This window comes from Paractinoplanes abujensis, assembly GCF_014204895.1.
Taxonomy (GTDB): domain Bacteria; phylum Actinomycetota; class Actinomycetes; order Mycobacteriales; family Micromonosporaceae; genus Actinoplanes; species Actinoplanes abujensis.
The window spans coordinates 6,127,890-6,153,552 of record NZ_JACHMF010000001.1 but is presented as its reverse complement, the minus strand read 5'-3'; the positions used below and the strand labels follow the sequence as shown (position 1 = coordinate 6,153,552).

The following is a 25,663-nucleotide window of genomic DNA, read 5'->3' as shown; positions in this document are numbered from 1 at the left end:
GATAGCGTCGGCCACATGGAATCGAGTCGTCCGCGGGCCTGGGTCGCCCTGGCGGCGCTGTCGCTCGGCGCCTTTCTGTACGTGACGGTCGAGACCCTGCCGATCGGTCTGCTGGCGGCCATGGCGGGCGACCTCGGCGTCAGCGAATCCACCGTCGGCCTGCTCGTCACGGCGTACGGGTTGGTGGTCGTGGTGGCCACGGTGCCGCTGGTCCGGCTCACCGCCGCCTGGCCCCGCCGCCGCCTGCTCGTGCTGCTGCTGGCAGTCTTCGCCGTCGCCACGGCCCTGTCCGCGCTGGCCTCCAGCTATCCGTTCCTGCTGGCGGCCCGGGTCGTGATCGCGCTGAGCCAGTCCGTCTTCTGGGCCGTGGTCACCCCGGCCGCCGCCGGTCTGTTCCCACAGCATCTGCGCGGCCGCGCGCTGTCAGTGGTGTTCGCCGGCAGCTCCGCCGCGCCGCTGGTCGGCGTGCCGCTGGGCACCTGGCTGGGTCAGCAGGCCGGCTGGCGGCTGCCGTTCCTGGCCCTGGGCGCGCTCGGAGTGCTCATCCTGATCGTCGTGCTGGCGCTGCTCCCCGAGACCCCACGCGGCGCAAGCGACGCCGACCGCGGCACCGCGCCCGACGCCGGCCGCTACCGCACGCTCGTCGTGGCCAGTGCGCTCGCGGTGTGCGGGGCCTTCACCGCCTTCACCTACGTCGACCCGTTCCTGACCAGGGTCAGCGGCCTCGACCCGGCCGCCCTCGGCCCGATCCTGGCCCTGCGCGGCCTGGCCGGCCTGCTCGGCGTGCTCGTCGCCGGCCTGGTCGTGGGCCGCTGGGGCTGGCAGAGTCTGCTGGCCGGCACTGCCGTCCAGACCGTGACGCTGGCCGTCCAGTTCGCCTTCGGCCCCGACCAGCTGACCGCCGTCATCTCCACCGCGGTGGCCGGTTTCGCCCTCTCCGGCATCGCCTCCATCCTCGGCACCCGGGTCCTGGAGGTCGCCCCGGCCAGCACCGACATGGCCGCCGCGGGCACGTCCACGGCCTTCAACGTCGGCATCACAGCCGGCGCCCTGCTGGGCAGCGCCCTGCTCACCGGCAGCGGCCCCCGATCAACCGCCCTGGCCGGCGCCGTCCTGTCCGCGGCGGCCGTGCTGGTCGTCCTGGCCGAACCCCGCCTGTCCACCGCCCGCCGCTCCGCACAGATCCCGCAACCAGCCCCCTGACCGCCCGCTCCTTCCCGACCTCGCGTTTCGCCTTTCACCCGCCTGGATTCGCCTTACTGCCGCCCCGGAGCCCTTTCTGTCCGCCTTGATCAGCGCCCATCCGAGCCGCCTCGGCTTCGGCTGCCCCGCGCCCGCCGCGCCCTCGGCGGTGCCGCGCTGCCTCGCCTTACCCGTCGCTGCCCGCCCGCCTCGCTCGGCCTCACCTCGCCCATCGCGTGCCGCCACGCTCAGCCTGGCGTTGCGCGTCGCGCTGTCCGGCCCACATCGCTCGCGCTTCCTGAGCCGCGCTCGCCACCTCGCGCTCCGCGGCTCCGCGCAGCCTCGCCGCGCTGGTGCGTGCCGCGGAGCCTCGTCTCGCCCGTGCGCGCCGCGCTGCCCTGAGCCTCTCTTCCTGCGCCGCGTGCTCTTCCCGCGCCGTGCCCGTCGCCTCGCGCCCTGCGGCGCGCCGCCCGCCTTGCCGGTCGCGTGCTGCTCCGCCCCGCCCCGCCTCGCGCTGCCCCCGCCTCGCGCTGCCCCGCCTCGCGCTGCCCCGCCTCGCGCTGCCCCGCCTCGCGCTGCCCCGCCTCGCGCTGCCCCGCCTCGCGCTGCCCCGCCTCGCGCTGCCCCGCCTCGCGCTGCCCCGCCTCGCGCCGCCCCGGTTGCCCGCGTTTGTCGCGCCGCCATACGGTGGCCGCGCTGGTCACGTCCGCTGCCCGGTCTCACGCTGCCCCGCGCAATCCCGGTTGCCCATGTTTGCCGCATCGCTCTGCGGTGGCCGCGCCACGCTGCCCCGCCGCCCCGCGTTGCGCCGGCCGCCCCTGGCCGGCGGGAGGCTGGTCGGCCCGGGTGGGTTCAGCCGGTCCGGGCGGTCAGGCGGGCGATCACGGGGATCGGCCAGCGGGTCAGGCGGACCGGCTCCCGCCGTACCTCGGCGAATTCACGCTCGGCGGCCCGCCGGGCCCGGCCCAGGCTCCAGCGCACGTCGTAGATCCAGAGCCGCCCACCCGGCCGTAACACCCGGCGCAGTTCACGGATCCCCGCGTCCACATGCGACCAGTGGTGCTGGCTCAGCGACGAGACGATCAGGTCGAAGCTCGCGTCGGGGTAGGGGAGCGCGGCCACGTCGCCGACCGTGTAGGTCGCCCGGCTGTCCCGGCTCCGGGCGAATTCGATCATCTGGGGGGACAGGTCGACGCCGTCGATGGTCCAGGTGGGTTCGGCTGCGGCCAGGGCGCGGGGGATCCGGCCCGGTCCGGTTCCCACGTCGAGAACTCTCGTGCTGTCCGGCAGGCCCACCTGGCGCGCGTCGGCCACCACGCGGTCGTAGAGCTTGCCGCCCAGCCGGAGGGCGTGCCGGTCGTACTGCTCGGCGTGCGTGAACGTCTGCATGATCGGCTCCTGGATATCGAGTACGTTTCCGAACATCGTGTTCGGTTACCGTGAGAGGGGTCAACGGGCGGAATCGCGACTCCGTTCCGTTCCGCACACAATCCGGAAAGTGCCCGGAAAAGCGGGAGGCGAGATGGCGACATCGGACGACCGGCGGGTCCGGCGGACGCGGGCGGCTCTGCGTGAGGCCCTCGTCGAGCTCGTCGTCGAGCGCGGCTATGACCGCGTCACGGTGCGCGACGTCCTGGATCGGGCCGACATCGGCCGGTCGACGTTCTATGCGCACTATCGCGACAAGGACGCGCTGTTCGCGTCCTGCTTCGAGGATCTGCGGGACGACCTGGAACGGGAGATGCGCCGGCTCGACGGCGGGCGTCCGGGTGGCACGCCGGGCGACCCGGTCCGGCCGCTCAGCGTGATCTTCGAGCACGCGTACCGGCACCCGCGGATTTATCGCGCGGTCGGCACCACGCACCTGCACCAGATGATCGTCGAGGTGATGCGGGATCACCTCTGCACCCACGACGGCTTGCGGCTGCCCGTCGAGGTGGTCGCCGAGTACCACGCCGCCGCGCTTGTCGGCATCCTCGGCTGGTGGGTGCGTTCCGGCTTCCCGCACGCCCCGGTCGAGATGGCCGGCATGATCCGTGAATTGACGAGCGGCGGCATGACACGCGCTACCGGCAGCACCCCCGCTGCGTGAGCGCTGTCAGCGGCATCACGGCCGTGTGATCGCTTCAGGCGGCAGACTGTCGGCATGCGCGCATTCGTGATCACCGGGCCCGGCCGCTCCGAGGTCGTCGAGGTGGATCCGCCCGTTGCCGGCCCCGGTGAGGTGGTCGTCGACGTCGAGCGGGCCGGTGTCTGCGGCACCGACATGGAGTTCCTCAGCGGCGACATGGCCTACCTGGCCAGTGGCGACGCCACGTACCCGGTGCGCATCGGCCACGAGTGGAGCGGCGTGGTCTCGGCGGTCGGCCCCGAGGTCGACCCGGCGTGGCTGGGCAAGCGGGTCACCGGCGACACGATGCTCGGCTGCGGTCACTGCGCCCGCTGCCGCAACGGCCGCCAGCACCTGTGCGCCGACCGCTACGAGATCGGGATCCGGCACGGCTGGCCGGGCGCGCTGGCCGAGAGCCTGCCCGTGCCGGCCAAGGCCCTCTTCGAGCTGCCCGACGCCGTCGACCCCACACTGGGCGCCCTGGTCGAGCCGGGTGGCAACGCCCTGCGCGCCGTGCGGGCGGCCGGCCCGCGCCCGGGCGCGCCGATCCTGATCATGGGGCCGGGCACGATCGGCCTGCTCGCCGCCATGTTCGCCCGGGCCCGCGGCGCGAACGTGCACCTGCTCGGCGCCACCCCGGAGTCGCTCGCCTTCGCCCGCGAGCTGGGCTTCACCGACGCGTGGACGCGGGCCGACCTGCCCGCGGTGCCGTTCGACGCGATCATCGACGCCACCAACGCGCAGGACCTGCCGGCGTTCGCGGTCGACCGCGTCGAGCCGGGTGGGCGGGTCGTCGGCATCGGTCTGGCCGGCGAGCCGTCCCTCGTGGACACCCGCCGGATCGTGCTCAAGGACCTCACGGTCGCCGGTGTTCTGAGCGCGTCGGGCGGGCTCGGTGAGACCATCGAGACGTACGCCTCGGGGGCCGTTGATCCTCGACCGCTGGTGGCCGAGACGGTCGGGCTGGAGGAGGCGGCCGAGGTGCTCGCCGGGCGGCGCAGCGGATCGGCACCGAAGATTCACATCGACCCGCGAGGATGAGGCTATGACCTACGTTGTGGTGGGCGGCGGCCTGGCTGCCGCCAAGGCGGTGGAGACGCTGCGGGACGAGGGCTTCACCGGCCCGATCACCCTGATCGGCGCCGAGACCGACCGGCCGTACGAGCGTCCGCCCCTCTCGAAGGGTCTGCTGCTCGGCACCGATGAGCCCGGCGGCGTCTTCGTGCACTCGGTGGATTGGTACGGCGAAAAGGCCGTCGACCTGCGGCTGGGCACCACTGTCACCGCGATCGACCGTGCCGCCGAGGTGGTGCGGCTGGCCGAGGGCGACGAGATCCCGTACGGGAAACTCTTGCTCGCCACCGGCGCCAGCCCGCGCCCGCTGGCTGTTCCGGGCGGAGAAAGGGCCCTCCTTCTCCGTACGCTCGAGGATTCGCTCCGTATCTCGGCGGCCATCACCAGCGCCACCCGGGTGGTGGTGGTCGGCGCGGGGTGGATCGGTCTCGAGGTTGCCGCGGCCGCCCGCAGCCGTGGCGCGCAGGTGACCGTCGTGGGGTCGGGCGCGCTGCCGCTGCAGAAGGTGCTCGGCGACGAGATGGCCCAGGTCTTCGCCGACCTGCACCGGGCCCACGGCACCGAACTCGTGCTGGGTACTCGCGTCATCGAGGTCACCCCGGCTGAAGTGGTGCTGGCCGACGGTCGCCGTCTGCCGGCCGACGTGGTGATCGCCGGCGTCGGCGTGAACCCCAACGTCGCCCTGGCCGACCACGCCGGTCTCGCGGTCGACGACGGCGTGCTCGTCTCGTCGAGCCTCGCCACCAGCGATCCCGACATCTTCGCGGCCGGCGACATCGCGCACGTCGACCACGCCTTCCTCGGGCGGCGGGTGCGGGTCGAGCACTGGGACGTCGCCATCCACACCGGACAGGCCGCGGCCCGGGCGATGCTCGGTCAGCCGGTCGCGTACGACCGTCTGCCGTATTTCTTTACCGACCAGTACGACCTCGGCATGGAGTACACGGGGTTCGCCCCACCCGGCGCGGAGGTGGTCGTCCGCGGTGATCTCGGCGCTCGCGAGTTCATCGCGTTCTGGCTGGTCGACGGCCGGGTCGCGGCGGGTATGAACGTCAACATCTGGGATGTGGCCGACCGGATCGGGGAGTTGATCCATTCGCGGGCCGTGGTCGACCGGAAGCGGCTGGCCGATCCGGGCGTCGAGCTGGCCGACCTCGCCGCTTAGGGGTTCGTCAGAGGGCTTGCTCCGGTGGCGAACGCTTCGCGCAGGTGCGGGAGCAGGGCAGCCAGTGCGGGACTGACCCGTGGGCGCCAGGTCAGGGTGAGCAGGGCGGGGATCCGTACGGGATCAATGGGAATGGTTTTGAGCTGCGGAAACGCGGTCGCCATGGACTCGCTGAGCACGCCCAGGCCGAGGCCGCGCGACGCCAGCTCGGCCACTGCGCCCGGCGCCGACGCGACCAGCACCACATTGGGGAACAGGCTCGCGGCCAGGCACGATTCGTCGAGCACGGTGCGGACGCCGGTGCCAGCGGGCAGAGTGACCAGCGGATGCGCGACGAGCTCGGTCAACGGGATGCGGTCGAGGCGGGCCACTTCGGAGTCGGCGGGCGCCATGGCGGCCAGACCTTCGCGCACAATCACCTGCGACTCCAGGTGTTGCGGAGGTTCGCCGGCCACGCCCACCAGGGCCACGTCCACCGTGCTGACCCGCACACCCGCGACGAGCCGGTCGGAGTTGTCCTCGATCAGGTCGAGCTCGATCGCCGGATGCTCGCGGCTGAAGGCGGCCAGCGCGGCGAACAGCGGCTTGACCTCGCATCCGGTCACCATCCCGACCGTCAGCTGTCCTCGCACGAGCCCCCGCACCTCGTCCACTGCCTGCCGCAGACCGGCGGCGGCCTCCAGGGCTGCTTTCGCGTACGGGAGGGCGGCCGCACCCGTCTCGGTGAGGCGGGCGGTGCGTCCCGAACGGTCGAACAGCGGCGCTCCGATCTCGTGCTCCAGCGCCTTGACCTGCGAACTCACGCCGGACTGGGTGATGCGCACGCGTTCGGCGGCCCGGGTGAAGTTCGCCTCCTCGGCCACGGTTACGAAGTACTCCAGCTGACGCAGTTCCATAACTCCCAATGCTAGTTCCCATAAGAACTATGCGTTGGACTTGTCGACCCGGCCGGAGCAAGGTGGACGCATGACCGAACGCGAGAAGGCCAACCGTCCCGAAGACCTGACCCGCCTCTTCGTTGAGCGTGCCAACGCCAAAGACGCCGAAGGGCTGGCTCTGCTCTATGAGGAAGACGCGGTGATGGCCTATCCGCCCGGCCGCCAGACCGTCGGCCGGGCCGCGATCCAGCGGCTGTGGGAGGAGGCTCTGCCGCACATGCCGTCCTTCACGCCCGAGGAGCCGTTGCCCACGCTGATCAGCGGCGACCTGGCCCTGACGTCGACGCCGCCGAGCGACGGTGCCGGCGCCCGGGCCCAGGTGGTGCGTCGTCAGCCTGACGGCACATGGTTGCGTGTCCTCGACCAGCCGGAATTCGTCAACCCGGCCTGAGGCGACCGGCGTCTGTCACAGCGCGAGCGGCTGACCGGGATAGATCCGGTGCGGGCTGCTGAGCACGTCGCGGTTGAGGCGGTGCAGGGCGCGCCAGCCGCCGGGATAGTTCGTCCGCTGGGCGATCACGGCCAAGGTGTCTCCGGCGCGCACGATGTAGACGCGTTTCTTCGCACGGGTAGGCGTCGAGCGGGTGACCGAGCCGGCTGTCGCGGTGGCTTGTGCAGTCGGTGCGTCAGTGGTTGTTGCTTGAGCCGTTGCCGCCGCGGCTGCTCTGTCAGCGCGGGCCTCGGCGAGTTGGGCGGCTCGATACTGCCTGGTCGACGAGGCTCGACGGCCGCATGTGGGCCAGGCCCCCAGGCCCTGGCCGTCGCGCACGCGTTCGGCGATCGCGATCTGCTCGGTCCGGCTGGCCTGGTCGGCGGTGCGAGCGAACCGTGACCCGCCGTAGGCGCGCCAGGTGCTGCGGCTGAACTGCAGGCCGCCGTAATAGCCGTTGCCCGTGTTGATGCTCCAGTCGCCGCCCGACTCGCATTCGGCGATGGCGTCCCAGTTGACCTCGGCCGTGGCCGCGGGTGCGGCGGCGGCCGGCGTGGTGGCGATCGGCCCGATCAGAGAGGTGATGCCGGTGACGCCCGCGGTGGCGATGGCTAGTGCGGCGCGGGCAGATGGACAGACTCGTGCCATGACATGAACCCTCCACGCCTGCGAGGTCAGCTGTCGGGTTCGGGCTGAGGTGCCCGGCCGCGTGGTGTGGCGGCTTCACCCCGAGGCGCGCGGACGCGCCGAGGAACGTGGGTCCCCCGCTCCATGCCGTTGAGGTTCGTCCCGTCGGGCGGCGGCAGGACTCGGCGTTCCGCCCGCGGTGTCCGCGCAGCGCGGACAGGGCCGGCTCTGAGGCCGTGAAAGACCCCTCACCAGCCGGATCGATAGAGGAACAAACGGCTTGAGACTAAACCGAACGAGCGGTTGGCGGAGCGCTGATGCAGAATCCAGAACCATGACCGATCGAGCCAGGGATCACGATATCGTCGTCTACGGCGCCTCCGGGTTTGTCGGCGCGGTGACCGCCCGTTACCTCGCCGAACACGCGCCGGAGGGCACGCTTCTGGCCCTGGCCGGGCGCTCCGAGCCGCGCGTGGCCACCGTCCGCGACAAGCTGGGCGTCGACTGGCCGATCATCGTGGCCGACGCCGCCGACACCGAGGCACTGGCCCGCCTCGCCGCCTCGACCCGGGTCGTGGTGACGACAGTGGGGCCGTACCTGAAGTTCGGCCAGGCGCTGGCCCGGGCGTGCGCCGAAGCCGGCACGGACTACGTCGACCTGACCGGCGAGGTGGTCTTCGCCCGGCGGAGCATCGACGCCAACCACGAGACGGCCGCGCGCACAGGCGCCCGGATCGTGCACTCCTGCGGTTTCGACTCGGTCCCCTCCGACCTGGGCGTCCACGTCCTCGCGCAGCAGGTCGCGGCCGACGGCGCCGGGGAGCTCACCGACACCACGATGGTCGTGACCAGCATGCGGGGCGGGGTCAGTGGCGGCACGATCGACTCGATGCGCCAGCAGCTCGACGCGGTCAAGAACGATCGCGGCCTGCGCCGGCTGGCCGCGAGCCCCTACTCGCTCAGCCCCGACCGGGCCGGCGAGCCCGACCTGGGCCGGCAGAGCGACGTCGCCACCGTGCGCGGCGCCGACGTGGATCCGACGCTGCGCGGCACGCTCGCGCCGTTCTTCATGGCGTCGTACAACACCCGCGTCGTCCGGCGCAGCAACGCCCTGCTCAACTGGCGCTACGGACGCCGCTTCCGCTATCGCGAGCTGCTCAGCGTCGGGGCGTCGTCCCTTTCACCGCTCGTGGCAAACGGGGTCAAGGTCGGCTTCGGCGCCCTGGTGGCGGGCATGATGCTGCCGCCGACCCGGTTCGTGCTGGACCGCCTGCTGCCCAAACCGGGCAATGGCCCGAGCGAGCGGGCGCAGCGGGAAGGCCACTTCACCTTGGACTTCTTCACCACGACGACGACCGGCGCCCGCTACACGGCCCGTTTCCGGGCCAAGGGCGACCCGGGGTACGCGGCGACCGCGGTCATGCTCGGCGAGTCGGCGCTGGCCCTGGTGCACGATCGCGACGCGTTGCCGGCCTCGCCGGGCGGCGTGCTGACCCCGGCCACGGGCCTGGGCGACGCCTTGGTGACGCGCCTGCGGGCGGCCGGAGTGGAGATCACGGCTCGTCGCCTGTGACGGCCGGTTTCGCGGCTCGCGCCGCCGGGATGTTCCGGCTGGTGGATGGCGCCGCCGGATGTGGCCGGCTGGCAGATGGCGCGGCCGGGAGCAGGCGGCTGGGCGATGGCGCCGCCGGATGCGGGCGATTTCACAGGACGGCTGCTCTGGTGGTGAGGGCCAGGGCGATGCCGGTCAGGTGGTCGGCGAGGCGGTCGGGGTCGCCGACCATGTCGTGCGAGATCCAGTCGATGATCACCTCACTCAGGCCCGCCACCAGGGCCAGGAGCGTACGGTCGTAGCCGCTCTGGTCCTGGGGCCGGCCGCCGGCACGCCGCAGCACGGCCGCGACGAACTGGGCGTCCTCGCGCAGCACGCCGCGTCGCCGCGTCTCCATCCGGGGAGCGTTCACGTAGATCACGCGGGCGCTCTCCGGGTTGCTCTTCAGCATGTCGACGAGCGTGTGCAGAGCCGGCCGGAACAACTCCTCCAGCGTGGCCGGCCGCTCGGGGATCGCCGCGGCCACGCCGCGCAGCAACCACTCGTTCTGGTCGCGGTTCACCTTGAGCAGCAGGTCCGGACGATCGTCGAAATGCTCGTAGAAGTACCGTTTGGACACTTTTGCACCGGCGCAGATGTCGGCCACGGTGACGTCGTCGTAGTCGCGCGTCCCGAACAGGTGCACCGCCGACGCCATGATCCGCGCGCGCCGCTCGTTGGACCGCTGCTCGCGAGATCTGCCGGCGTACGTTTCGCCGCGCCGGGTCGTCGTGGTCTGTTCCTCCACGGGGTCAACGTTACGACTTCACCGATCAACGCACCCGGTAACCCTCCACATTGGGCAGAGGAGCCCTCAAGATCCGTGCATCATCCCGCGAACGCGCTGCGAGCGATAGCGGCTATCCGACGGTGACGGCATGACCAATCACTCATGGGCTTCATATCCTGCGCTACTGGCCGCAACCGGTCCTTAAGGGCAGGATTCAATCATGGCCGCCAGCCGTCTGCCCTATCCGCTCACACTGACGGGGGACGGCATCATCCTGCGCGAATGGCGCGCCGACGACCTCGACGACCTGGTCCGCATGCTCGACGAGCCCGAGATCGCCCGCTGGTCACCGATGCCGTCGCCGTTCGACGTCGAGGCCGGCATCGCGTACCTGAAGCGCTGTTATCAGAATCGCGTCGGCGGCCGGCGGATCCAGCTCGCGATCACCACCGATGGTTCGCGCCCGCTCGGTGAGGTCACGCTGTTCGGGGTCGACCTCGGGCTGAAGGAGGCCGAGCTGGGCTATCTGGTCGACGCGGGGGAGCGCCGGCGTGGGCTCGCGTCGGGCGCCCTGTCCCTGCTTTCCTCGTACGCGCAGGGCAGTCTGCACCTGAGCCGCCTCCTGCTGCGCATCGATCCCGGTAACGTCGGCAGCACGGCTGTGGCCCGGCATTGCGGTTACCGGCTCACCGGTGAGCCGCCGATCCTGCAGGAAGGCCCGCACGGTTCCAGCCGCCTCGACACGTGGGAGCTGGTGGAACGGCAGCCCGACACCCGTCGCGACCGGCTGAGAAATGTCGCCTCCCGGCGGTACCGTCGTCGCACCTGAGATTCCTGGGGGTGCCGTGGTCAACGTCGACCGTGCCCGAGCAATGGCCTATCGAGTCGCCGCGCTGGGGTTGGCCGAGCGCGGTTCGGTCCGGCCCGCCGACCTGCCCGTTCTCGCTCTCGGCGTGCAGGAGTACACGCCCGGCTCGGCCCAGGTCGCGCTGGCCGCCCGCACCGGCGCCGCCCTCGCCGACCCTCGGCTGATCACCGTCTGGGCCACGCGCGGGGCGCCCCACCTGCATCGCCGGGCCGACCTGGCGGCGCTGGTCAAACAGTTGTGGCCGATCAGTGACGCCGACGCGTCGGCCCGCATCAAGAGTGGTCAGATCCCCGACGGCGGGAAGCTCGGCATCGAGGCCTTCCGGGCCACCGCGGCGGCGTTCCGCGAGGTGGTGCACGAGCCGATGCCGCGCGGCGAAGTGAGCACCGAGGTCAGCAAGCGGGTGCCCGCGGCCCTGACCTATGACTGCCGCAGTTGCCAGGCCCGGCACATCGCGGGCAACGTCTGGCAGCATTCCGGGCTCGCGGGCGGGGTCGAGGTGCTGTCGCGCGGCCGCGACGCGATGCTCGGCCCGCTGCCCGAGGCGCCGCCGATCCCAGCCGGAAATGCGGGAATCGCCGAGCTGATCCTGACGTATCTGCGGTTGCTGGGTCCGGCCGGTCCGCTCGAGGTGGGCAAATATCTGGGCAGTTCGACGGCCGAGATGAAATCCGTGTGGCCCGGGGATCGGCTGACACCGGTCACCGTGGAGGGTCGCAAGGCGTGGCTGCCCGTCGAGGCGATCGACGAGCTGAAGTCGGCCGCGAGCCGCGATGGTGTCCGCTTCGTCCCGCCGATGGATCCCCTGCTGCAGGCCCGCGACCGTGACGTGCTGGTGCCCGACCGCGAGCGGCAGAAGGAAGTGTGGCGAACCCTGGGCAACCCGGGCGCCCTCCTGATCGACGGCGAGGTGGCCGGGGTGTGGCGCGCGAAGATGTCGGGCAAGCGGGTCGACCTGACCGTGACGACGTTCGACACAGTGCCGCCCGCCCGCCGCAAACAGGTGGAGAAGGAGTCGTTCGAGGTCGCGCGGGCTCGCGAGGTGCCCGAGGCCAGGGTCGCCTTCGAGTGATCACCGCCGGGCTTCACCCGTGGCCGGCGGCCCACCCGTGGGGAGCGATTTGCGGGCGTTCGGGCTGGTCGGAGTGCTCCCGGTCCCGGCCGGAGGGCCGCGGAGAATTCTGGAGGTATCCGAAAGGCAACACGTGAGTAACAATGGCATTGATCGGAGTGCGTGCCGTTCGATGGGGCGTGGCCGCGACCCGACCGGAGGTGGCGACATGTTGAGCAGGGAAGACAGCCGACGTCTGGCGCAGTTGGAGCGTCAGCTGAGGCGTGATGACCCAGAATTCTGCGCCCGCATGACCAGCGGCCGCCTCGAACCACCCCGCCCCAAACGCCCGTCTTTGTCGCTGATTTTGACCGCAGTGGTCATCTGGACCGCCGCCGTCATCCTCGGCGTCCTCGGCTGGTGGATCGCCGCCGCGGCCGCCGCCTTCTGCGCCATCTTGGTGATCGCCGCGGCCCTGCTCCGCCGCCCACCGGGCCGCCCCCGTCGCATCACCCCCGACCAACTCCCACCGGAGCACTGACCCCGCTTCGCCCACACCACCGACGTCAAGCCGCGCCCGGACCGGACACGACCGCGCCGACGTCGTGCTGCGACCGTGTTGAGCCACGACCGGGCTTATTACTGACTGGCTGGTTACGTCCGCGCCGCGCCCTCGGCCGGCCGGCGACATGTTTGCTGCGGGCGGCCGGCTTTGTGTGGATCAGGGGCGAGCCGTCTCGCCTCCCCATGTGGACATATGCCGAAAGTCGTTCAGGAGGTCCGCGAAGAAGGCTCTGCAGGGACGCGAGAAGGAGTGTCTTGAGGAGCGAGCGGGGTGTGTTCGGGTTGGTTGGGTGCAAAGGTGAGGCGGCGTTCGCGGACTGGACGGCGGTCGCAAAAGGTGGCGCGGGGCTACGTCGTGGCGTGGGCCGTGGCTCGGCGGGAGCGGAAGACCCAGAGCCGGAGCATCAGGAAGCGGACCGCGGTGGCCAGCAGGTTGGCCACGATCAGGACGGCCAGTTCGACCGGTTTGGCCGGGGCGGTGTGCAGGGCGTCCAGCAGGGCCAGGGCGCCGCTGGTCAGGCCCAGGCCCACGGCGAAGACGAGCAGGCCTTGGGCCTGGTGCCGCCACGCGCCGTCGGTTCCTCGTACGTTGAAGGTCAGGCGGCGGTTGGCTGCCGTGTTGGCGATGGCCGTGGCCAGCAGGGCCAGCAGGTTGGCGGGTTGCGGGTTCAGGCCCAGGCGCAGCAGGGCGTACAGGGCCAGGTAGGCCAGTGTGCTGGCCGCCCCGATGGCGGCGAAGCGGATGAGCTGACCGGTCAGGCCGGCCGGCACCCCGGTGACCGGCAGCGGGTTGCGGCCGAGTTGTTCGCGCAGTGTGGCCAGGGGGAGGCGGCCCGCGCCGAAGGCCCGTAGCAGGCGGGCGATCCCGCGCAGGTCGGCCATCGCTGTCGAGACGATGTCGACCCGGCTGTCGGGGTCGTCGATCCAGTCGACCGGCACTTCGTGGATGCGCAGGCCGGCCCGTTCGGCCAGCACCAGCATCTCGGTGTCGAAGAACCAGCCGGTGTCTTCGACCATCGGCAGCAGCTGTGCGGCGACGTCGGAACGGATCGCCTTGAAGCCGCACTGCGCGTCGGAGAAACGGGCGGACAGGGTGCCGCGCAGGATCAGGTTGTAGCTGCGCGAGATGAACTCCCGCTTGGCGCCGCGCACCACCCGGGAACCGCGGGCCAGCCGGGAGCCGATCGCCAGGTCGGAGTGGCCGCTGATCAGCGGGGCGACCAGCGGCAGCAGCGCACCCAGATCGGTCGACAGGTCCACGTCCATGTAGGCCATGACCGCTGCGTCGGAATGTGTCCACACGTGTTTCAGCGCGCGGCCGCGGCCCTTCTCCGGCAGGTGCACCCACTCGACCTCGGTCAGTTCACCGGCCAGCCGGCCGGCCACTGACGCCGTCGAGTCGGTGCTCGCGTTGTCGGCGATCGTGATGCGGAATCGGTACGGGAAGTGTGCCGCGAGGTAGCCGTGCAGCCGTCGCACGCACGGCTCGAGGTCGATCTCCTCGTTGTAGACCGGGACGACCACGTCGAGCACCGGGGCGTCGAAACGGGTCGCGGCCGCTGTGGGCGAGGGCTGCGTCGTGTTCATGACACCACGATGATCGCCGTGGCTAAGCGCGTTTTGTGGCCGGCCTGTGCGCCCACTGTGAGCCTGTCCGAGGGCAAAGCAAACGGCCGGTTCCCCGTACGGGAAACCGGCCGTCAGAGGAAGCGATGTGATCAGGCGGTGGTGCCGCCGGCGGACTGGCTCAGGTCGTAGACAGTGGTGTTGCCGACGGTCTGGGCCGTGAAGTTCTCCGAGATCCAGGACGCGATCTCCGAGCTGGCGCTGCTGCCACCCGAACTGCGGCCGCCGAAGCCACCCCCGCCGATGAAGTAGTGGATCTTGCCCTCGGCCACGTACTGCTGGAACTGGGCCAGCGTGGGGGACGGGTCGCTGCCGTTGAAGCCGCCGACCGCCATCACCGGGTCGCCGGTCGCCAGCTGGTAGCCCGACGCGCTCTGGGAGCCGACCGCGGCCGCGACCCAGGTGTACTGGTCGGCGTTCGCCTCGAGCAGAGCCTTCATCTCGTCGCTGACCGTGGCCGCGTCGAGCAGGCCGCCCATGCCGCCGCCACGCATCCCGCCGCCGCCGTTGCCGCCGGGGAAGCCGCCGCCCTGAGACGTCCCACCCGGCGAGGTGCCGCCCTGGGGCCCGCCTTGCGAGGTGCCGCCCGGGGCGCCGCCGTTCTGGCCGGTGCCGCCGGGGAAGCCCTGGCCACCGCCCGGGAAGCCCTGCCCACCGCCCGGGAAGCCCTGCCCACCGCCCGGGAAGCCCTGCCCACCGCCGGGGAAGCCACCGTTGCTACGCCCGCCGCCACCGCGGAAGCCGCCGCGCCCGGGCCCGCCGCCGAACCCGCCCGTGGTGGCCGGCCCGGCCGAGGGAATCGAGCCGGTGTGCGCCTCGGAGGCGGTCTGCACCGCGTACGCCGCCGGTCCGGCCAGCACCGCGGCCAGCGAGACCCCCGCCGCCAGCGCCGCGACCCGAGCCGGCAGCCGCAGCGCCCCGAGCAGCGCCACCGCGCCCGTCAGACCGCCGATCAGCACGACCCAGCGCAGCCAGGGCAGGAAGTCGGGGCTGAGCCCGAGCAGGTGGTAGGACCACCAGGCCGTGATGGCCACGGTCGCCGCGAGCGTCACGGCGGCCACCACGGTGCGGCGCCGCGCCCAGAGCAGGGCCACGCCCATGCCGACCACCGCGCCGACCGCCGGGGCCAGCGCCACCGTGTAGTACGCGTGGAAGATGCCCTGCATGAAGCTGAAGACCAGCCCGGTGATCAGCAGCCAGCCGCCCCAAAGGATCAGCCCGGCCCGCTGCCGGTCGGTGCGCGCCCGCCGGGCCGTGATCACCAGACCCGCCACCAGCACGATCAGCGCCGCCGGGAGCAGCCACGAGATCTGACCGCCTTGCTCACTGTCGAACATACGGGTCAGGCCGGTCGAGCCCCACATGCCCCCGCCGCCGAAGCCGCCGCCCCCACCGCCGACGCTGCCGGTCTCGTCGCCGTTGAGCCGGCCCAGGCCGTTGTAGCCGAGGGTGAGTTCGAGGATGCTGTTGTTCTGCGAGCCGCCGATGTAGGGCCGCATCGAGGCCGGCACCAGTTCGACGATCGCGATGTACCAGCCGGCCGAGACCACCACGGCCAGGCCCGAGAGCAGCAGCTGCCCGATCCGCTTGCCCAGCTTGGGCGGCCCGGCGATCAGGTAGGCCAGCGCGAACGCGGGCACCACGAGCAGGGCCTGCAGCATCTTGGCCAGGAAACCGAACCCGACGAAGACGCCGGCCAGCACGATCCACTTGGTGGAACCGTTCTCGACGGCCCGTACGGTCGCATAGGCCCCGGCCACCATGAGCAGCACGAGCAACGCGTCCGGGTTGTTGAACCGGAACATCAGCACCGCGATCGGCGTGAGCGCCAGCACCGCGCCCGCGAGCAGGCCGGCGGCCGGGCCGTACCAACGCCGTACGGTGGCGAAGAGCAGCCCGACGCTGGCCACGCCCATCAGTGCCTGCGGCACGAGGATGCTCCAGGCGTTGACGCCGAAGATGCGGGCCGACAGGGCCATCACCCACAGCGAGGCGGGCGTCTTGTCGACGGTGATCGAGTTGGCCGCGTCGGAGGAGCCGAAGAAGAACGCCTTCCAGCTCTCCGAGCCGGCCTGCACGGCGGCCGAGTAGAACGCGTTGGCCCAGCCGTTTCTGCCGAGCCCCCAGAGGTAGAGCACACCGGTGGCCACCAGCAGCGCGATCAGGGCCGGACGCACCCAGGCCGGGGTGGGCGCGGGGGCACGGGGAGGTACATCCTGCGCCACCGGCGGCGGGACGGGCAACGTCGTGGTCATCGAGGCTCTCCACAGAAAAGCGGATATTTACCTCGACCAGATTCGGCGCCCGCCCTGTCCCGCCGTTATGCCAAGCCTGTGCTCTAGCTGTGAGTCGCGCGCCGCTTGGCCGAGGCGGTGGCCAGGCGCTCCAGCACCTCGACGGTCGGCTCCCAGCCCATGCACGCGTCGGTCACCGACTGGCCGTACGTCAGCGGCCCGCCCAGGTCCTGCCGGCCGGGCACGAGGAAGCTCTCCAGCATGACGCCGCTGATGCCGCGCTGACCGGCCTCCATCTGCTGCGCCACGTCGTCGGCGACCACGGGCTGGCGCAGGTGGTCCTTGCCGCTGTTGCCGTGCGAGCAGTCGATCACCAGGCGCTCCGGCAGGCCGGCCGTGCGCAGCAGGTCCAGCGCGTGGGCCACGTCGGCGGCGCTGTAGTTGGGCTTGCCTCCGCCGCCGCGCAGCACGAGGTGGGTGTCCGGGTTGCCGGTGGTGTGCAGGATCGCCGGGGTGCCGGAGTAGTCGATGCCGGGGAAGACGTGCGGCACGGCGGCGGCGTGGATCGCGTCGATCGCGGTGGAGATGCTGCCGTCGGGGCGGTTCTTCATCCCGATCGGCATCGACAGGCCCGACGAGAGCTGCCGGTGCACCTGCGACTCCACCGTCCGGGCACCGATCGCGCCCCAGCTCACCGTGTCCGCGATGTATTGCGGGGTGATCGGGTCGAGGAACTCGACGGCGGTCGGCAGCCCCCGGCCGACGATCTCGAGCAGCAGCCGCCGGGCGATCCGCAGTCCGGTGCCGACGTCGCCCGTGCCGTCCAGCGCCGGATCGTTGATCAGGCCCTTCCAGCCGACGGTGGAGCGCGGCTTCTCGAAGTAGACCCGCATCACGATCAGCAGGTCGTCGGCGAAGCGCTCGGCCGCGCCGGACAGCAGCGAGGCGTACTCGCCGGCGGCGGCGGGGTCGTGCACGGAGCACGGGCCGACGACGACGAGCAGCCGCGGATCTCGGCGGTTGAGCACGTCCTCGACCTGGCGGCGGCCCTCCAGCACGGTGTCGTGCAACTCGCTCGTCAGCGGCAGCTCGTGGTGCAGCAGCGCGGGGCTCATCAGCGGGACGACGGCCTCGATGCGCTGGTCACGAACGCGCTGAACCTCGGGGGCAGTCACGGTGTTCTCCACTTCTGCGCCGGCCCCCACCCTGAGAGCCGGCAAACAAAAAGGCAGCGACATCGTGTCGCTGCCCGGGCCGGCTCTGGCGTGGTGTCTCAGACGATGGTCATGGCTGAGGCACCGGCGGGAGCCGGCCTCGTAAACCAATAGAACGTCTGAGTCACGTCGGACAGCATAGCGCCTCAGGTCGCGGGCGGAGCTATTTGCGCGAACTGCTCAGCTGATGAGACGGACAGCGGCAGGACGACCGTGAAGACGGTGCGGCCGGGAACGCTTTCCACGGCGACGTGACCCTGGTGGGACTGCACGACGGCGTGCACGATCGACAGGCCGAGCCCGGTGCTGCCGGCGGCGCGCGAGCGGGAGCTGTCACCGCGGGCGAACCGCTCGAAGATGTGCGGCTGCAACTCGTACGGGATGCCCGGACCGTTGTCGGTGACGCGCAGCACGGCCGAGCCGGATGTCGAGCTGACTCCGACCGTGACGGTTGTGCCCTCGGGGGTGTGCGTGCGCGCGTTGGCCAGCAGGTTGGCCAGCACCTGATGCAGCCGCGCGCCGTCGCCGATCACGACGACCGGCTCCTCGGGCAGGTCGAGCTGCCAGGAGTGGCGTGGCCCGGCGGCGTGGGCGTCGCTGACCGAGTCGACGACGAGCATGGTCAGGTCGACCGGGTCGTGCGCGAGCGGCCGGCCGGCGTCGATGCGGGCCAGCAGCAGCAGGTCCTCGACCAGGCCGGTCATCCGCTTGGCCTCGGACTCGACCCGGTTGAGCACGTGCGCGATCTCGTCGGGGACGGTGGCCCGGCTGCGCCGGCTGAGCTCGGCGTAGCCGCGGATGGCGGCCAGCGGCGTACGCAGTTCGTGGCTGGCGTCGGCGACGAACTGGCGGACCTGGGTCTCGCTGGCGTGCCGGGCCTCGAGCGCGTTGCCCACGTGGTCGAGCATCTGGTTGAGCGCGGCCCCGACCTGACCCACCTCGGTGCGCGGGTCGGTGTCGCGTTCGGGCACACGCTGGGCCAGCCGCACCTCGCCGCGGTCGAGCCGTAGCTCGGAGACCCGGGTGGCGGTGGCCGCGACCCGGTCCAGCGGGGCCAGGGTGCGGCGCACGATGAGCGCGCCGGCCCACCCGGCGATGCCCAGCGCGATCAGCACCGCGCCCCCGGTGACCAGGGCGACCCGCAGCAGTGTGAAGTTGGTGTTCTTGAGCGAGAGCGCGGTGACCCGGATCGTGCCCTCGTTGGTCGTCTCCGAGACCACCCGGTACGACCCGTAGCCGTCCAGGCTGACCGTCGACTTCTCGCCGTCGACCGGAACGGCCAGCAACTGCGCGTTGGCGACGTCGGTGAGCGTCTTGTAGCGGGTGTCGGGGAAGCCCTCGGTGTTCGTGAACGCCTCGACCATGCCGCCCTCGATGTCGCTCACGCCGGTGTAGGTGATCGTGATCGACCCGGGTTCGGCGCCGCGGTAGGGGTGGGTGTCGTCGAACGGGAACATGAACTTGCCGCCGCCCGGTCCGGGCCGGCCCGCCGTGTCGAGCTTGGCGTCGACCTGGGTGTAGAGCGTGTTGCGGAGGAAGAAGTACGCGGTGCCACCGACGGCCAATCCCAGCACCGTGAGCAGCACCATGATGATGGCCACGATCCGGGTGCGCAGCGGCCAGCCCGCGGGGCTGCGCCAGCGCGAGGGGTGCGTCCAGGTCATCTCAGTCGGCGGGCTTGAGGACATAACCCGCCCCGCGCATCGTGTGGATCATCGGCGCACGGCCGGCGTCGATCTTTTTGCGCAGGTACGAGATGTAGAGCTCGACCACGTTGGCCTGCCCACCGAAGTCGTAGTTCCACACCCGGTCGAGGATCTGGCTCTTGCTCAGCACCCGGCGCGGGTTGCGCATGAGGTAGCGCAGCAACTCGAACTCGGTGGCGGTCAGCGTGACCAGGTCACCGCCGCGGCGCACCTCGTGGCTGTCCTCGTCGAGGCTCAGGTCGCCCACGATCAGCTGCGAGTCGGTGCGCATGGGGGAGTGACCCATCCGGCGCATCAGGCCGCGCAGCCGGGCCACGACCTCCTCCAGGCTGAACGGCTTGGTCACGTAGTCGTCGCCGCCCGCGGTCAGGCCGGTGATCCGGTCCTCCACCGAGTCCTTGGCCGTCAGGAACAGCACCGGCACCTCCGGCGTCTCGCCCCGCAGCCGGCGCAGCACCTCGAGCCCGTCGATGTCGGGCAGCATCATGTCGAGGACGACGGCGTCGGGGCGGAAGTCGCGGGCGGTGCGCACGGCGGTCTGCCCGTCGCCCGCGCTCCTCACGTCCCAGCCCTCGTAGCGCAGCGCCATGCTGAGCAGCTCAGCCAGCGTCGGCTCGTCGTCGACCACGAGGACCCGGACGGGACCCCCGTCGGGCCGGCGCAGGTCGGTGCTGGGATCTGAGTTCGCCATCGTCATGCCCTTACTTTCGCGGGCCACGCTATGCGGTTCCTTTCCCGTCCCTGTGTACCACCTGTGAACGGCTTACACAGTGACGGCATCGAAATCGCACAGCCGTCTGACACCGTACGCCGGGAGGGTGTTGACCATGACGCAGATGACGAAGCACCTGACGGCAGGCTGGTCGCGGCGCACCGGACTGGCCGCGCTGGGGGCCGCGATCGCGATGGCCGCGACCTTCGGGCCGGGCACGCCGGGCACCACCCGGCTCGGCGCGAGTGAAGTGGCCGGCTACGCGACGGTGACCGCCGCCGACACGATCACCGCGACGTCCGTGCTGGCCGGTGGCGCCGCGGCGGGGCGGGGCGTGTCGAAGACGCACGAAAGCGTATAAAACGCCGGGCTACCCCCAGCCGTACCGGCCCGGACGAAACCCGATGTTGCTGGTGGTAGCGGGTGTCCTGCTGGTCGCGGGCGGGGTCGGCCTGGTGCGGCTCAGCCGGCGGTCGTAGCGAGCGCGGCGTCGCGGAGGCGGGCCGCCCCCTGCTTGATCCGCTCGGCGTAGTACGGCCGCGTCCAGTCCGTCCACTTGACCTGCCCGGCCGTCTGGTCGGTGCCCGAGGCGGTGAGCGACACCGTCACGCCCGGACTGATCTGAGTGGTCAGCTTGCCCTTCTTGGGCACGGCGACCCGGTGCGCCGACGGGTCGGCGAAGCCCAGCATGGCCCACGGCACCCGGACGGTCAGGTCGTCGCCGTCGAGGTGCCACAACGCCCGGCTGTCGGCCTCGTCGTCGTCCGGGTCCCAGGTGCCGTGCCGCAGCTGCCCGGCGTTCTGCAGCTCGACCGGCAGCTCGGCGCCGATCCGGGGCACGGTGACGGCCCGGTTGACGACCAGCTCGAAGGGCTTCCAGCCGGTGGGGGCCGGGCCGCGTTCGCCCGCGGGCACCGAGAAGTCCAGCTGCATCGGGTCGATCTGATTGCGGACGTACGCCTGCCCGCTGTGCCCCACCAGGTTGAGCGCGAAGACGGCGTCGGGCCGGCGGTCAGCACTGCCCGGCATCGGCGCGCCGGTCACCCCCGGCAGTACGTCGAAGCTCACCAGCATGGTCCCTGGCGGGGAGTCCCCGAGTTTGATCCTCAGGTTCAGGTACGCCTCGTCCACCTGCGCGTCGACACCGGTCGCAGGCCACCCGTCCGAGTCGAGCAGGTGCTGCTCCCCGGCGTCGGGACTGCCCTGCGGGTCCATCGCGAGCACGCCGAAGCCCTGCTCGTTGGTCAGCGGGTCGTGCCAGAGCTGGCGGCGCTCCGGGTCCTGGGCGCCGGCCGTGTTCCACGTGTAACGCCACCACTCGTCGGCCCAGCTGAACACGAAACCGGCCCCGAGCCCCTGGTCGTGGATCAGGCGCAGCAGGTCGGCGTTGATCCGCATCGCCTCCTGCTCGCTGTGGTCGCCCTGAGTGCGGCCCAGGGGCGCGTTGTGGGCCGAGCCGATCGACGACGGCACCCCGAACTCGGTGATCAGGGTGGGCATCGTGGAGTGGTGCCGGCGCAGGTCGGCCAGATATCCCGCGTACGGGTCGCGCTGCCCGCCGAACTCGTACGCGAGCAGGTCGGGCTCGTGCCGCAGGAAATCCGGATAGAACGGGTACGCGTGATAGCTGGCGAAGGTCCCGGCCGGCCAGTCCGCCGTGGGCAGCACATGGTTGGCGTCCAGCCCGACCAGGTCCTCCTGCTTCAGCGGTTCCTCGGGGTGGCGCAGCGGGTCGGTGGTGGGCCAGTTCACGAAGGCGATCGGCTGGCTCACCCCGTGCCCGGCGACGAACCCCGCCAGGTCGTTCATCCGCGCGGCGAGCCAGCGCTCGGTCGGCGTCGACTTCGGGGTGTTCCGGAAGTACTTGCCGCTGAACCGGGGCACGTCGGCGTTGCGCTCGTCCGAGGCGACGGCCGCGGCCGGGTCGATCTCGTCGCCCACGATCCAGCCGGCCAGCCACGGCGTGACGTCGGTGGTCCAGGTGCCGCCGGCCCGGCCGGGCACCGTCGTACGGCGGTAGTCGCCCTTCACCACCTGCGCGGCGGCCTGCAACTCCTGCCGGAACGCGGTGGTCACCCGCTTGTCGAACAGGTTCTTCTTGGCCACGTACGTCTGGTCGGGCAGCGCGACGCCCTGCATCAGATAGAGCGGACGGTCCGGGTTGGCCACGTTCCACGCCGCCAGCTGGTCGTAGAACGCCGGCGGGTGGATCTGGTAGATCCGCACCACGCGCAGGCCCAGCCAGCTCATCCCCGCGAACCAGGCCCGATACTGCGCGGCCGCGATCGCCCCCTCGCCGGGCAGGTGGCCGGGAGTGGTGTCGCCCAGGTCGACGCCGGGCAGGAAGGTGCGGTCGCCCCCGGCCGTGTGCAGCACAAATTCCTGCCCGTCGGCGCCGGCCACCATCCGCAGGCCGCCGGCCTCGCGCGGCGCGGCCGCCCACGAGGTGCCCTGCGGCGGCGACGGGATCTCGTTCATCCCCGCGATCAGGAAGGCGGGCGAGTCCAGTTGGGGCGCCGCCGCGCCGCCCGCGAGCAGTGCGCACAGGCCGAGCACGAAGACGCCGATCATGGACGCCCGGAACCGCCCGAATCGCGGACGGGCCGGTGCGGTCACGAGATGGCTCGGAAAGTCCCCCACGCAGGCATTGTCTGACGGCTGAGTTGCTGTATGGGCGGTTTTGTCGGGAAGCTTGGATCATCGGAACACTCGCCGTTGGCGCGTTGTTGTGCCAGCGTTGGGTAGCCGGCGCGAGCGTGGGGAGTGACACGTGGATCTTCTCGAGGAGTACCGCAGGGCCACCTTCTTCTTCGAGTCCGGCGACCCTCTCGGGGCGGCCAAGCTGCTCGAGCCGATAGTCGAGGCCGAACCGCACAACGCGGCCGTGCGCCAGCTGCTGGCCCGGGCCTACTTCAACTCGGCCCAGCTGGGCCGGGCCGAGGCCCAGCTGCGCGAGCTGGTCGAGCGTGACCCGTCCGACCACTACGCGCATCACGTGCTCGGCCGCACACTGGAGCGGGACGGTCGCTTCCGCGAGGCGCTGCCCCACCTGCGGCTGGCCGCGGCGATGAAGCAGCATTCGGACTACGAGGACGCATTGCACCGGGTCGAGCAGTGGCTCGGCAAAGCAGAGGACACCCCGTGAAACTCAAGCTCGACCTGCACGACATCTTCAACAAGGGGCAGGAGATCGACCGTGCGCTGCGCGGGATCATCGACGAGGCCGTGCAGAAGAAGGCCAGCACTGTCGAGATCATCCCGGGCAAGGGCAGCGGCGCCCTGAAGAAGAAGGTGCTGCGCTTCCTCGACCAGAAAGAGATCAAGCAGCTCTACCACCGGGTCGAGAAGGACGGCGACAACTGGGGCCGGCTCTTCGTGCACTTCCGCCACAACGAGTCCACCGGCCGCCGCGGCCGCGGCCGTTAGTCCGGCTCAGAACGTGTAGGTCTTGGCCACGGCGAGCAGTTCGCTCGTGTGGGAGCCGACGATGCCGACCGCGGCCGGGCGGGGCCGGAAGCCGGGCAGCTCGGTCAGGCCGTCGCTGCCGTCCATCGCGCGGAACCTGACCGGGCCGGTGGCGCGCACGGTCAGCGTGACCTCGACGCCGTCGGGGGGTGGGGCGTGGAAGACGAAACCCCAGCCCCAGGCGCCGTCGATGGGTTCGCGCGGGGGCATCGTCCGCCCGCCCACGGTCGCGGAGGCGACCGGGGTGCCGGCCGCCACGTGCAGGGTGACCAGGCGGGCTTGCCGCTGCGGTTTCAGTCGCACCGTGAGCGTGCGGGTTTCCCCCGTACGGCTGTCCGACTCGACGGTCAGCGCCGGTGCGGGCAGAGCGGCCGCGGGGGCGTCGCCGGTGCGCACCTGCTCGGGCCCGAACGACGGCAGCGTGTCGTCGACCCGGTGCGGCTCGCCCCGCACGAACTGGCCGGTCCAGTCATGGACCGCGGGCTCCTCGCTGATCCAGCGGGCGGTGTTGTTGTCGGCGTCGAGCGCATACATCAGCTGGGTCAGGGCGGGTCGCTCGGCGTCGAACCGGTCGACCGCCAGGCCCGTGACCGTGCAGACCAGTGCGGCCACGACCGCGGCCAGGGCGGGCAGCGCGGCCCGGCGCCGGCTGCGCAGGGCCTCGAGGCCGCGCTGACCACCGGCCCGCGGGTGGATCAGATCGATCACCGGCAGCAGGGCCAGGCCGAGCAGCACGGTCAGGAACGCTCCGGCCGCACCGAGACCCATGCCCAGCGCGGGGAACAGCATGATCACTGTCGGCAGCAGGATGACCGTGGCCACCACGCCGCCCAGCGTCACCGCGACGATCGGCAGCCGGCCTCTGGTGCTGACCGCGAACAGACCGGTCAGTGCGCCGGCCAGCGCGGGGACGGCAGCCAGGTAGGAGCCGCCGGGCACGAACGCGGCCAGCACGATGCCGAGAACGGCCAGCCAGCCCAGCCCGGCGATCGCCAGGGCGGCCGGGCCGAGGCGGCGGCGCAGCAGCGCGAACCAGCCCAGCACGACGGCCGCGGACAGCAGGATCACGGCCACGCGGTAGAGGCCCGGACGATACGGGTCGATCGGCAACTGGGCGTACGGGGGACGGATCTCGGTCAGCAGGAACCAGAGCCCCTGGGCCAGCAGCGGCGCCACCACGATCGGGACCAGGGTCAGCGCGCCCGCCTTGAGCAGGCGCCGGCCCCCGGTCAGCCGGCGGCGGCGGGCCAGCCAGGCCAGCGCGGCCACCGCGACCAGGGCCAGGATCGCGAGCGGCCGGACCAGCGCGCCGGGATAACGCACCAGCAGGCCGGGCACGGGGAAGTAGGTGGCGTCCCCGCCGTCCGAGCCCACCAGCGGGGCCAGGTCGCGGCCGGCCAGCTCGCGCGTCACGGCCAGCGTGTTGGCCCCGTGATGCTGCAGACTGTCGCGGTTCATCGCGGCGGGCACGTCGGTCGGCGCGTGATAGACCGCCGCGCCGTCGATGTAGGCCGCGTTCATGCCGGCGAAGCCCGACTCGCGGAACGGGGTGAAGTCGGTGTCGTTGGGCAGCAGCCGATAGATCTCGACCGCGAACGACGTGCCCACCGGTTTCGCGGCGTGCGCGTAGGCCCCGATCAGCCCGCTGTTGCCGGCCGAGGTCTCGAACATGATGGCCGGGCCGCTGGAGCCCCGGGCCTCGATGTTGAGCACCACGCCGCCGTCGCGGGCCAGGGGGTGCTGGTCGACGAAGGCCTTGGCGCCGCAGAGGCAGGCCTCCTCGCCGTCGGTCAGCACCAGCACGACGTCGTTGCGCGGGCGCGGACCGGCCAGCAGCGCCCGGGCCGTCTCGAGGATCGTCGAGGTGCCCGCCGCGTCGTCGTTGCCGCCCGGCCCGACCTGCACCGAGTCGTAGTGCGCGACCAGGAAGACCCGCCCGGTGGAGGAGGTGCCGGGGATCTGGGCGATCACGTTGCGGACCCGGGCCAGCCCGGCGCCGCCCGCGCCGGCCGACAGCCCGGCCCCCTCGATCGACACTGTGTCCTGCACCTCGGGGGTCAGGCCGAGGCCGCGCAGCGTGGTCAGCAGATGCTCGCGCACCTCGTCGTTGGCCGGGCTGCCGACCGGATGCGGCCGCCGGGCGATCGCCTGCACCTGCTGGAACGCGCGCCCGGCGCTGAACTCGGACTCCGGGGCCGAGGCGGGCCGGGCTGCGGGCGGCCGGATCGTTTCCAGGCCCGCGACACCGGCCAGGATCAGCACCACGACGGCCACGGCGGCGGCCAGGCCGCGGCGGGCCGGGTCGGTGATCGCGGGAGCACGCATGGGTGTATCTAAGCGGTTGGGTACGACACCGGGTAGTCGGAAGATCGTTTC

23 protein-coding genes and 1 riboswitch are annotated in these 25,663 nt (G+C 71.7%); of the genes, 12 read left to right on the top strand and 11 right to left on the bottom strand.

The window, feature by feature from the left end; all coding sequences use genetic code 11:
* Window positions 1-15 precede the first annotated feature (15 nt).
* Window positions 16-1,203, top strand: coding sequence for an MFS transporter (locus BKA14_RS28160; RefSeq protein ID WP_184953831.1), 1,188 nt, complete (start codon window positions 16-18; stop codon window positions 1,201-1,203).
* An 831-nt stretch (window positions 1,204-2,034) separates the two neighbouring features.
* On the opposite strand, the gene BKA14_RS28155 is transcribed toward BKA14_RS28160, so the two are convergent.
* A complete protein-coding gene (locus BKA14_RS28155; RefSeq protein WP_184953830.1) occupies window positions 2,035-2,571 on the bottom strand; it encodes a class I SAM-dependent methyltransferase in 537 nt (178 codons plus the stop codon).
* Between the two features lie 133 nt (window positions 2,572-2,704).
* Here BKA14_RS28155 and BKA14_RS28150 point away from each other — a divergent pair, with 133 nt between their 5' ends.
* Genes BKA14_RS28150 through BKA14_RS28140 form a run of 3 tightly spaced genes read left to right on the top strand, consistent with a single transcriptional unit; the run spans window position 2,705 to window position 5,531 of the window.
* The gene (locus tag BKA14_RS28150; protein WP_184953829.1) at window positions 2,705-3,274 is read left to right on the top strand and encodes a TetR/AcrR family transcriptional regulator; all 570 of its coding nucleotides are present in this window, start codon (window positions 2,705-2,707) and stop codon (window positions 3,272-3,274) included.
* A 54-nt stretch (window positions 3,275-3,328) separates the two neighbouring features.
* Window positions 3,329-4,333, top strand: a complete 1,005-nt coding sequence (locus BKA14_RS28145) for a zinc-dependent alcohol dehydrogenase (RefSeq protein ID WP_184953828.1) — start codon at window positions 3,329-3,331, stop codon at window positions 4,331-4,333.
* A 4-nt stretch (window positions 4,334-4,337) separates the two neighbouring features.
* Window positions 4,338-5,531, top strand: a complete 1,194-nt coding sequence (locus BKA14_RS28140; protein ID WP_184953827.1) for an NAD(P)/FAD-dependent oxidoreductase — start codon at window positions 4,338-4,340, stop codon at window positions 5,529-5,531.
* Here BKA14_RS28140 and BKA14_RS28135 read toward each other — a convergent pair.
* Complete coding sequence (locus tag BKA14_RS28135) at window positions 5,528-6,427, bottom strand: LysR family transcriptional regulator (protein WP_184953826.1); 900 nt, start codon at window positions 6,425-6,427, stop codon at window positions 5,528-5,530. The two genes, BKA14_RS28140 and BKA14_RS28135, sit on opposite strands and share 4 nt — an antisense overlap.
* Window positions 6,428-6,497: 70 nt before the next feature.
* On the opposite strand from BKA14_RS28135, the gene BKA14_RS28130 reads away from it, so the two are divergent.
* Window positions 6,498-6,860 (top strand): YybH family protein, encoded by a 363-nt coding sequence (locus tag BKA14_RS28130; RefSeq protein WP_184953825.1) that lies wholly within the window; start codon window positions 6,498-6,500, stop codon window positions 6,858-6,860.
* A gap of 15 nt (window positions 6,861-6,875) precedes the next feature.
* Here BKA14_RS28130 and BKA14_RS45235 read toward each other — a convergent pair whose 3' ends face one another.
* Window positions 6,876-7,547 (bottom strand): LysM peptidoglycan-binding domain-containing protein, encoded by a 672-nt coding sequence (locus BKA14_RS45235; protein ID WP_184953824.1) that lies wholly within the window; start codon window positions 7,545-7,547, stop codon window positions 6,876-6,878.
* A 1-nt stretch (window position 7,548) separates the two neighbouring features.
* Window positions 7,549-7,692, bottom strand: a riboswitch (cyclic di-AMP (ydaO/yuaA leader).
* A 168-nt stretch (window positions 7,693-7,860) separates the two neighbouring features.
* On the opposite strand from BKA14_RS45235, the gene BKA14_RS28120 reads away from it, so the two are divergent.
* Window positions 7,861-9,099 carry a saccharopine dehydrogenase family protein gene (locus tag BKA14_RS28120; RefSeq protein ID WP_184953823.1) on the top strand — a complete coding sequence of 413 codons (1,239 nt, stop codon included), beginning with the start codon at window positions 7,861-7,863 and terminating at the stop codon, window positions 9,097-9,099.
* Window positions 9,100-9,229: 130 nt separating this feature from the next.
* Here BKA14_RS28120 and BKA14_RS28115 read toward each other — a convergent pair whose 3' ends face one another.
* Window positions 9,230-9,865: a TetR/AcrR family transcriptional regulator gene (locus tag BKA14_RS28115; protein WP_239093335.1), complete on the bottom strand. Its 636-nt coding sequence runs from the start codon at window positions 9,863-9,865 to the stop codon at window positions 9,230-9,232.
* 202 nt (window positions 9,866-10,067) lie between these two features.
* Here BKA14_RS28115 and BKA14_RS28110 point away from each other — a divergent pair, with 202 nt between their 5' ends.
* From BKA14_RS28110 to BKA14_RS28100, 3 genes are all read left to right on the top strand, one after another.
* Window positions 10,068-10,676: a GNAT family N-acetyltransferase gene (locus BKA14_RS28110; protein ID WP_184953822.1), complete on the top strand. Its 609-nt coding sequence runs from the start codon at window positions 10,068-10,070 to the stop codon at window positions 10,674-10,676.
* Window positions 10,677-10,719: 43 nt separating this feature from the next.
* Window positions 10,720-11,787 (top strand): DNA glycosylase AlkZ-like family protein, encoded by a 1,068-nt coding sequence (locus BKA14_RS28105; RefSeq protein WP_184953821.1) that lies wholly within the window; start codon window positions 10,720-10,722, stop codon window positions 11,785-11,787.
* Window positions 11,788-11,959: 172 nt separating this feature from the next.
* Complete coding sequence (locus BKA14_RS28100; RefSeq protein ID WP_308441605.1) at window positions 11,960-12,307, top strand: DUF3040 domain-containing protein; 348 nt, start codon at window positions 11,960-11,962, stop codon at window positions 12,305-12,307.
* Window positions 12,308-12,678: 371 nt separating this feature from the next.
* Here BKA14_RS28100 and BKA14_RS28095 read toward each other — a convergent pair whose 3' ends face one another.
* The 5 genes from BKA14_RS28095 to BKA14_RS28075 form a co-directional block, all read right to left on the bottom strand.
* Window positions 12,679-13,917: a bifunctional glycosyltransferase family 2/GtrA family protein gene (locus tag BKA14_RS28095; RefSeq protein ID WP_184953819.1), complete on the bottom strand. Its 1,239-nt coding sequence runs from the start codon at window positions 13,915-13,917 to the stop codon at window positions 12,679-12,681.
* Between the two features lie 131 nt (window positions 13,918-14,048).
* Window positions 14,049-16,211 carry an ArnT family glycosyltransferase gene (locus tag BKA14_RS28090; protein WP_184953818.1) on the bottom strand — a complete coding sequence of 721 codons (2,163 nt, stop codon included), beginning with the start codon at window positions 16,209-16,211 and terminating at the stop codon, window positions 14,049-14,051.
* An 83-nt stretch (window positions 16,212-16,294) separates the two neighbouring features.
* A complete protein-coding gene (locus BKA14_RS28085; RefSeq protein WP_184953817.1) occupies window positions 16,295-17,428 on the bottom strand; it encodes a 3-deoxy-7-phosphoheptulonate synthase in 1,134 nt (377 codons plus the stop codon).
* A gap of 122 nt (window positions 17,429-17,550) precedes the next feature.
* On the bottom strand, window positions 17,551-19,068 hold the full coding sequence (locus BKA14_RS28080) for a sensor histidine kinase (protein WP_203722636.1): 1,518 nt from the start codon (window positions 19,066-19,068) through the stop codon (window positions 17,551-17,553).
* Between the two features lies 1 nt (window position 19,069).
* Window positions 19,070-19,807: a response regulator transcription factor gene (locus BKA14_RS28075; protein ID WP_239093333.1), complete on the bottom strand. Its 738-nt coding sequence runs from the start codon at window positions 19,805-19,807 to the stop codon at window positions 19,070-19,072.
* A gap of 130 nt (window positions 19,808-19,937) precedes the next feature.
* Here BKA14_RS28075 and BKA14_RS28070 point away from each other — a divergent pair, with 130 nt between their 5' ends.
* Window positions 19,938-20,183, top strand: coding sequence for a hypothetical protein (locus BKA14_RS28070; protein WP_184953815.1), 246 nt, complete (start codon window positions 19,938-19,940; stop codon window positions 20,181-20,183).
* 101 nt (window positions 20,184-20,284) lie between these two features.
* On the opposite strand, the gene BKA14_RS28065 is transcribed toward BKA14_RS28070, so the two are convergent.
* Window positions 20,285-22,462, bottom strand: coding sequence for a hypothetical protein (locus tag BKA14_RS28065; protein ID WP_184953814.1), 2,178 nt, complete (start codon window positions 22,460-22,462; stop codon window positions 20,285-20,287).
* A 130-nt stretch (window positions 22,463-22,592) separates the two neighbouring features.
* On the opposite strand from BKA14_RS28065, the gene BKA14_RS28060 reads away from it, so the two are divergent.
* Window positions 22,593-22,967 (top strand): tetratricopeptide repeat protein, encoded by a 375-nt coding sequence (locus BKA14_RS28060; RefSeq protein WP_184953813.1) that lies wholly within the window; start codon window positions 22,593-22,595, stop codon window positions 22,965-22,967.
* Window positions 22,964-23,248 (top strand): Smr/MutS family protein, encoded by a 285-nt coding sequence (locus BKA14_RS28055; RefSeq protein WP_133873293.1) that lies wholly within the window; start codon window positions 22,964-22,966, stop codon window positions 23,246-23,248. The genes BKA14_RS28060 and BKA14_RS28055 overlap by 4 nt, the downstream gene beginning before the upstream one ends.
* Before the next feature lie 6 nt (window positions 23,249-23,254).
* Here the strand turns inward: BKA14_RS28055 and BKA14_RS28050 are convergent, their stop codons facing one another.
* Window positions 23,255-25,612, bottom strand: a complete 2,358-nt coding sequence (locus BKA14_RS28050) for a M28 family peptidase (protein WP_184953812.1) — start codon at window positions 25,610-25,612, stop codon at window positions 23,255-23,257.
* Window positions 25,613-25,663 lie beyond the last annotated feature (51 nt).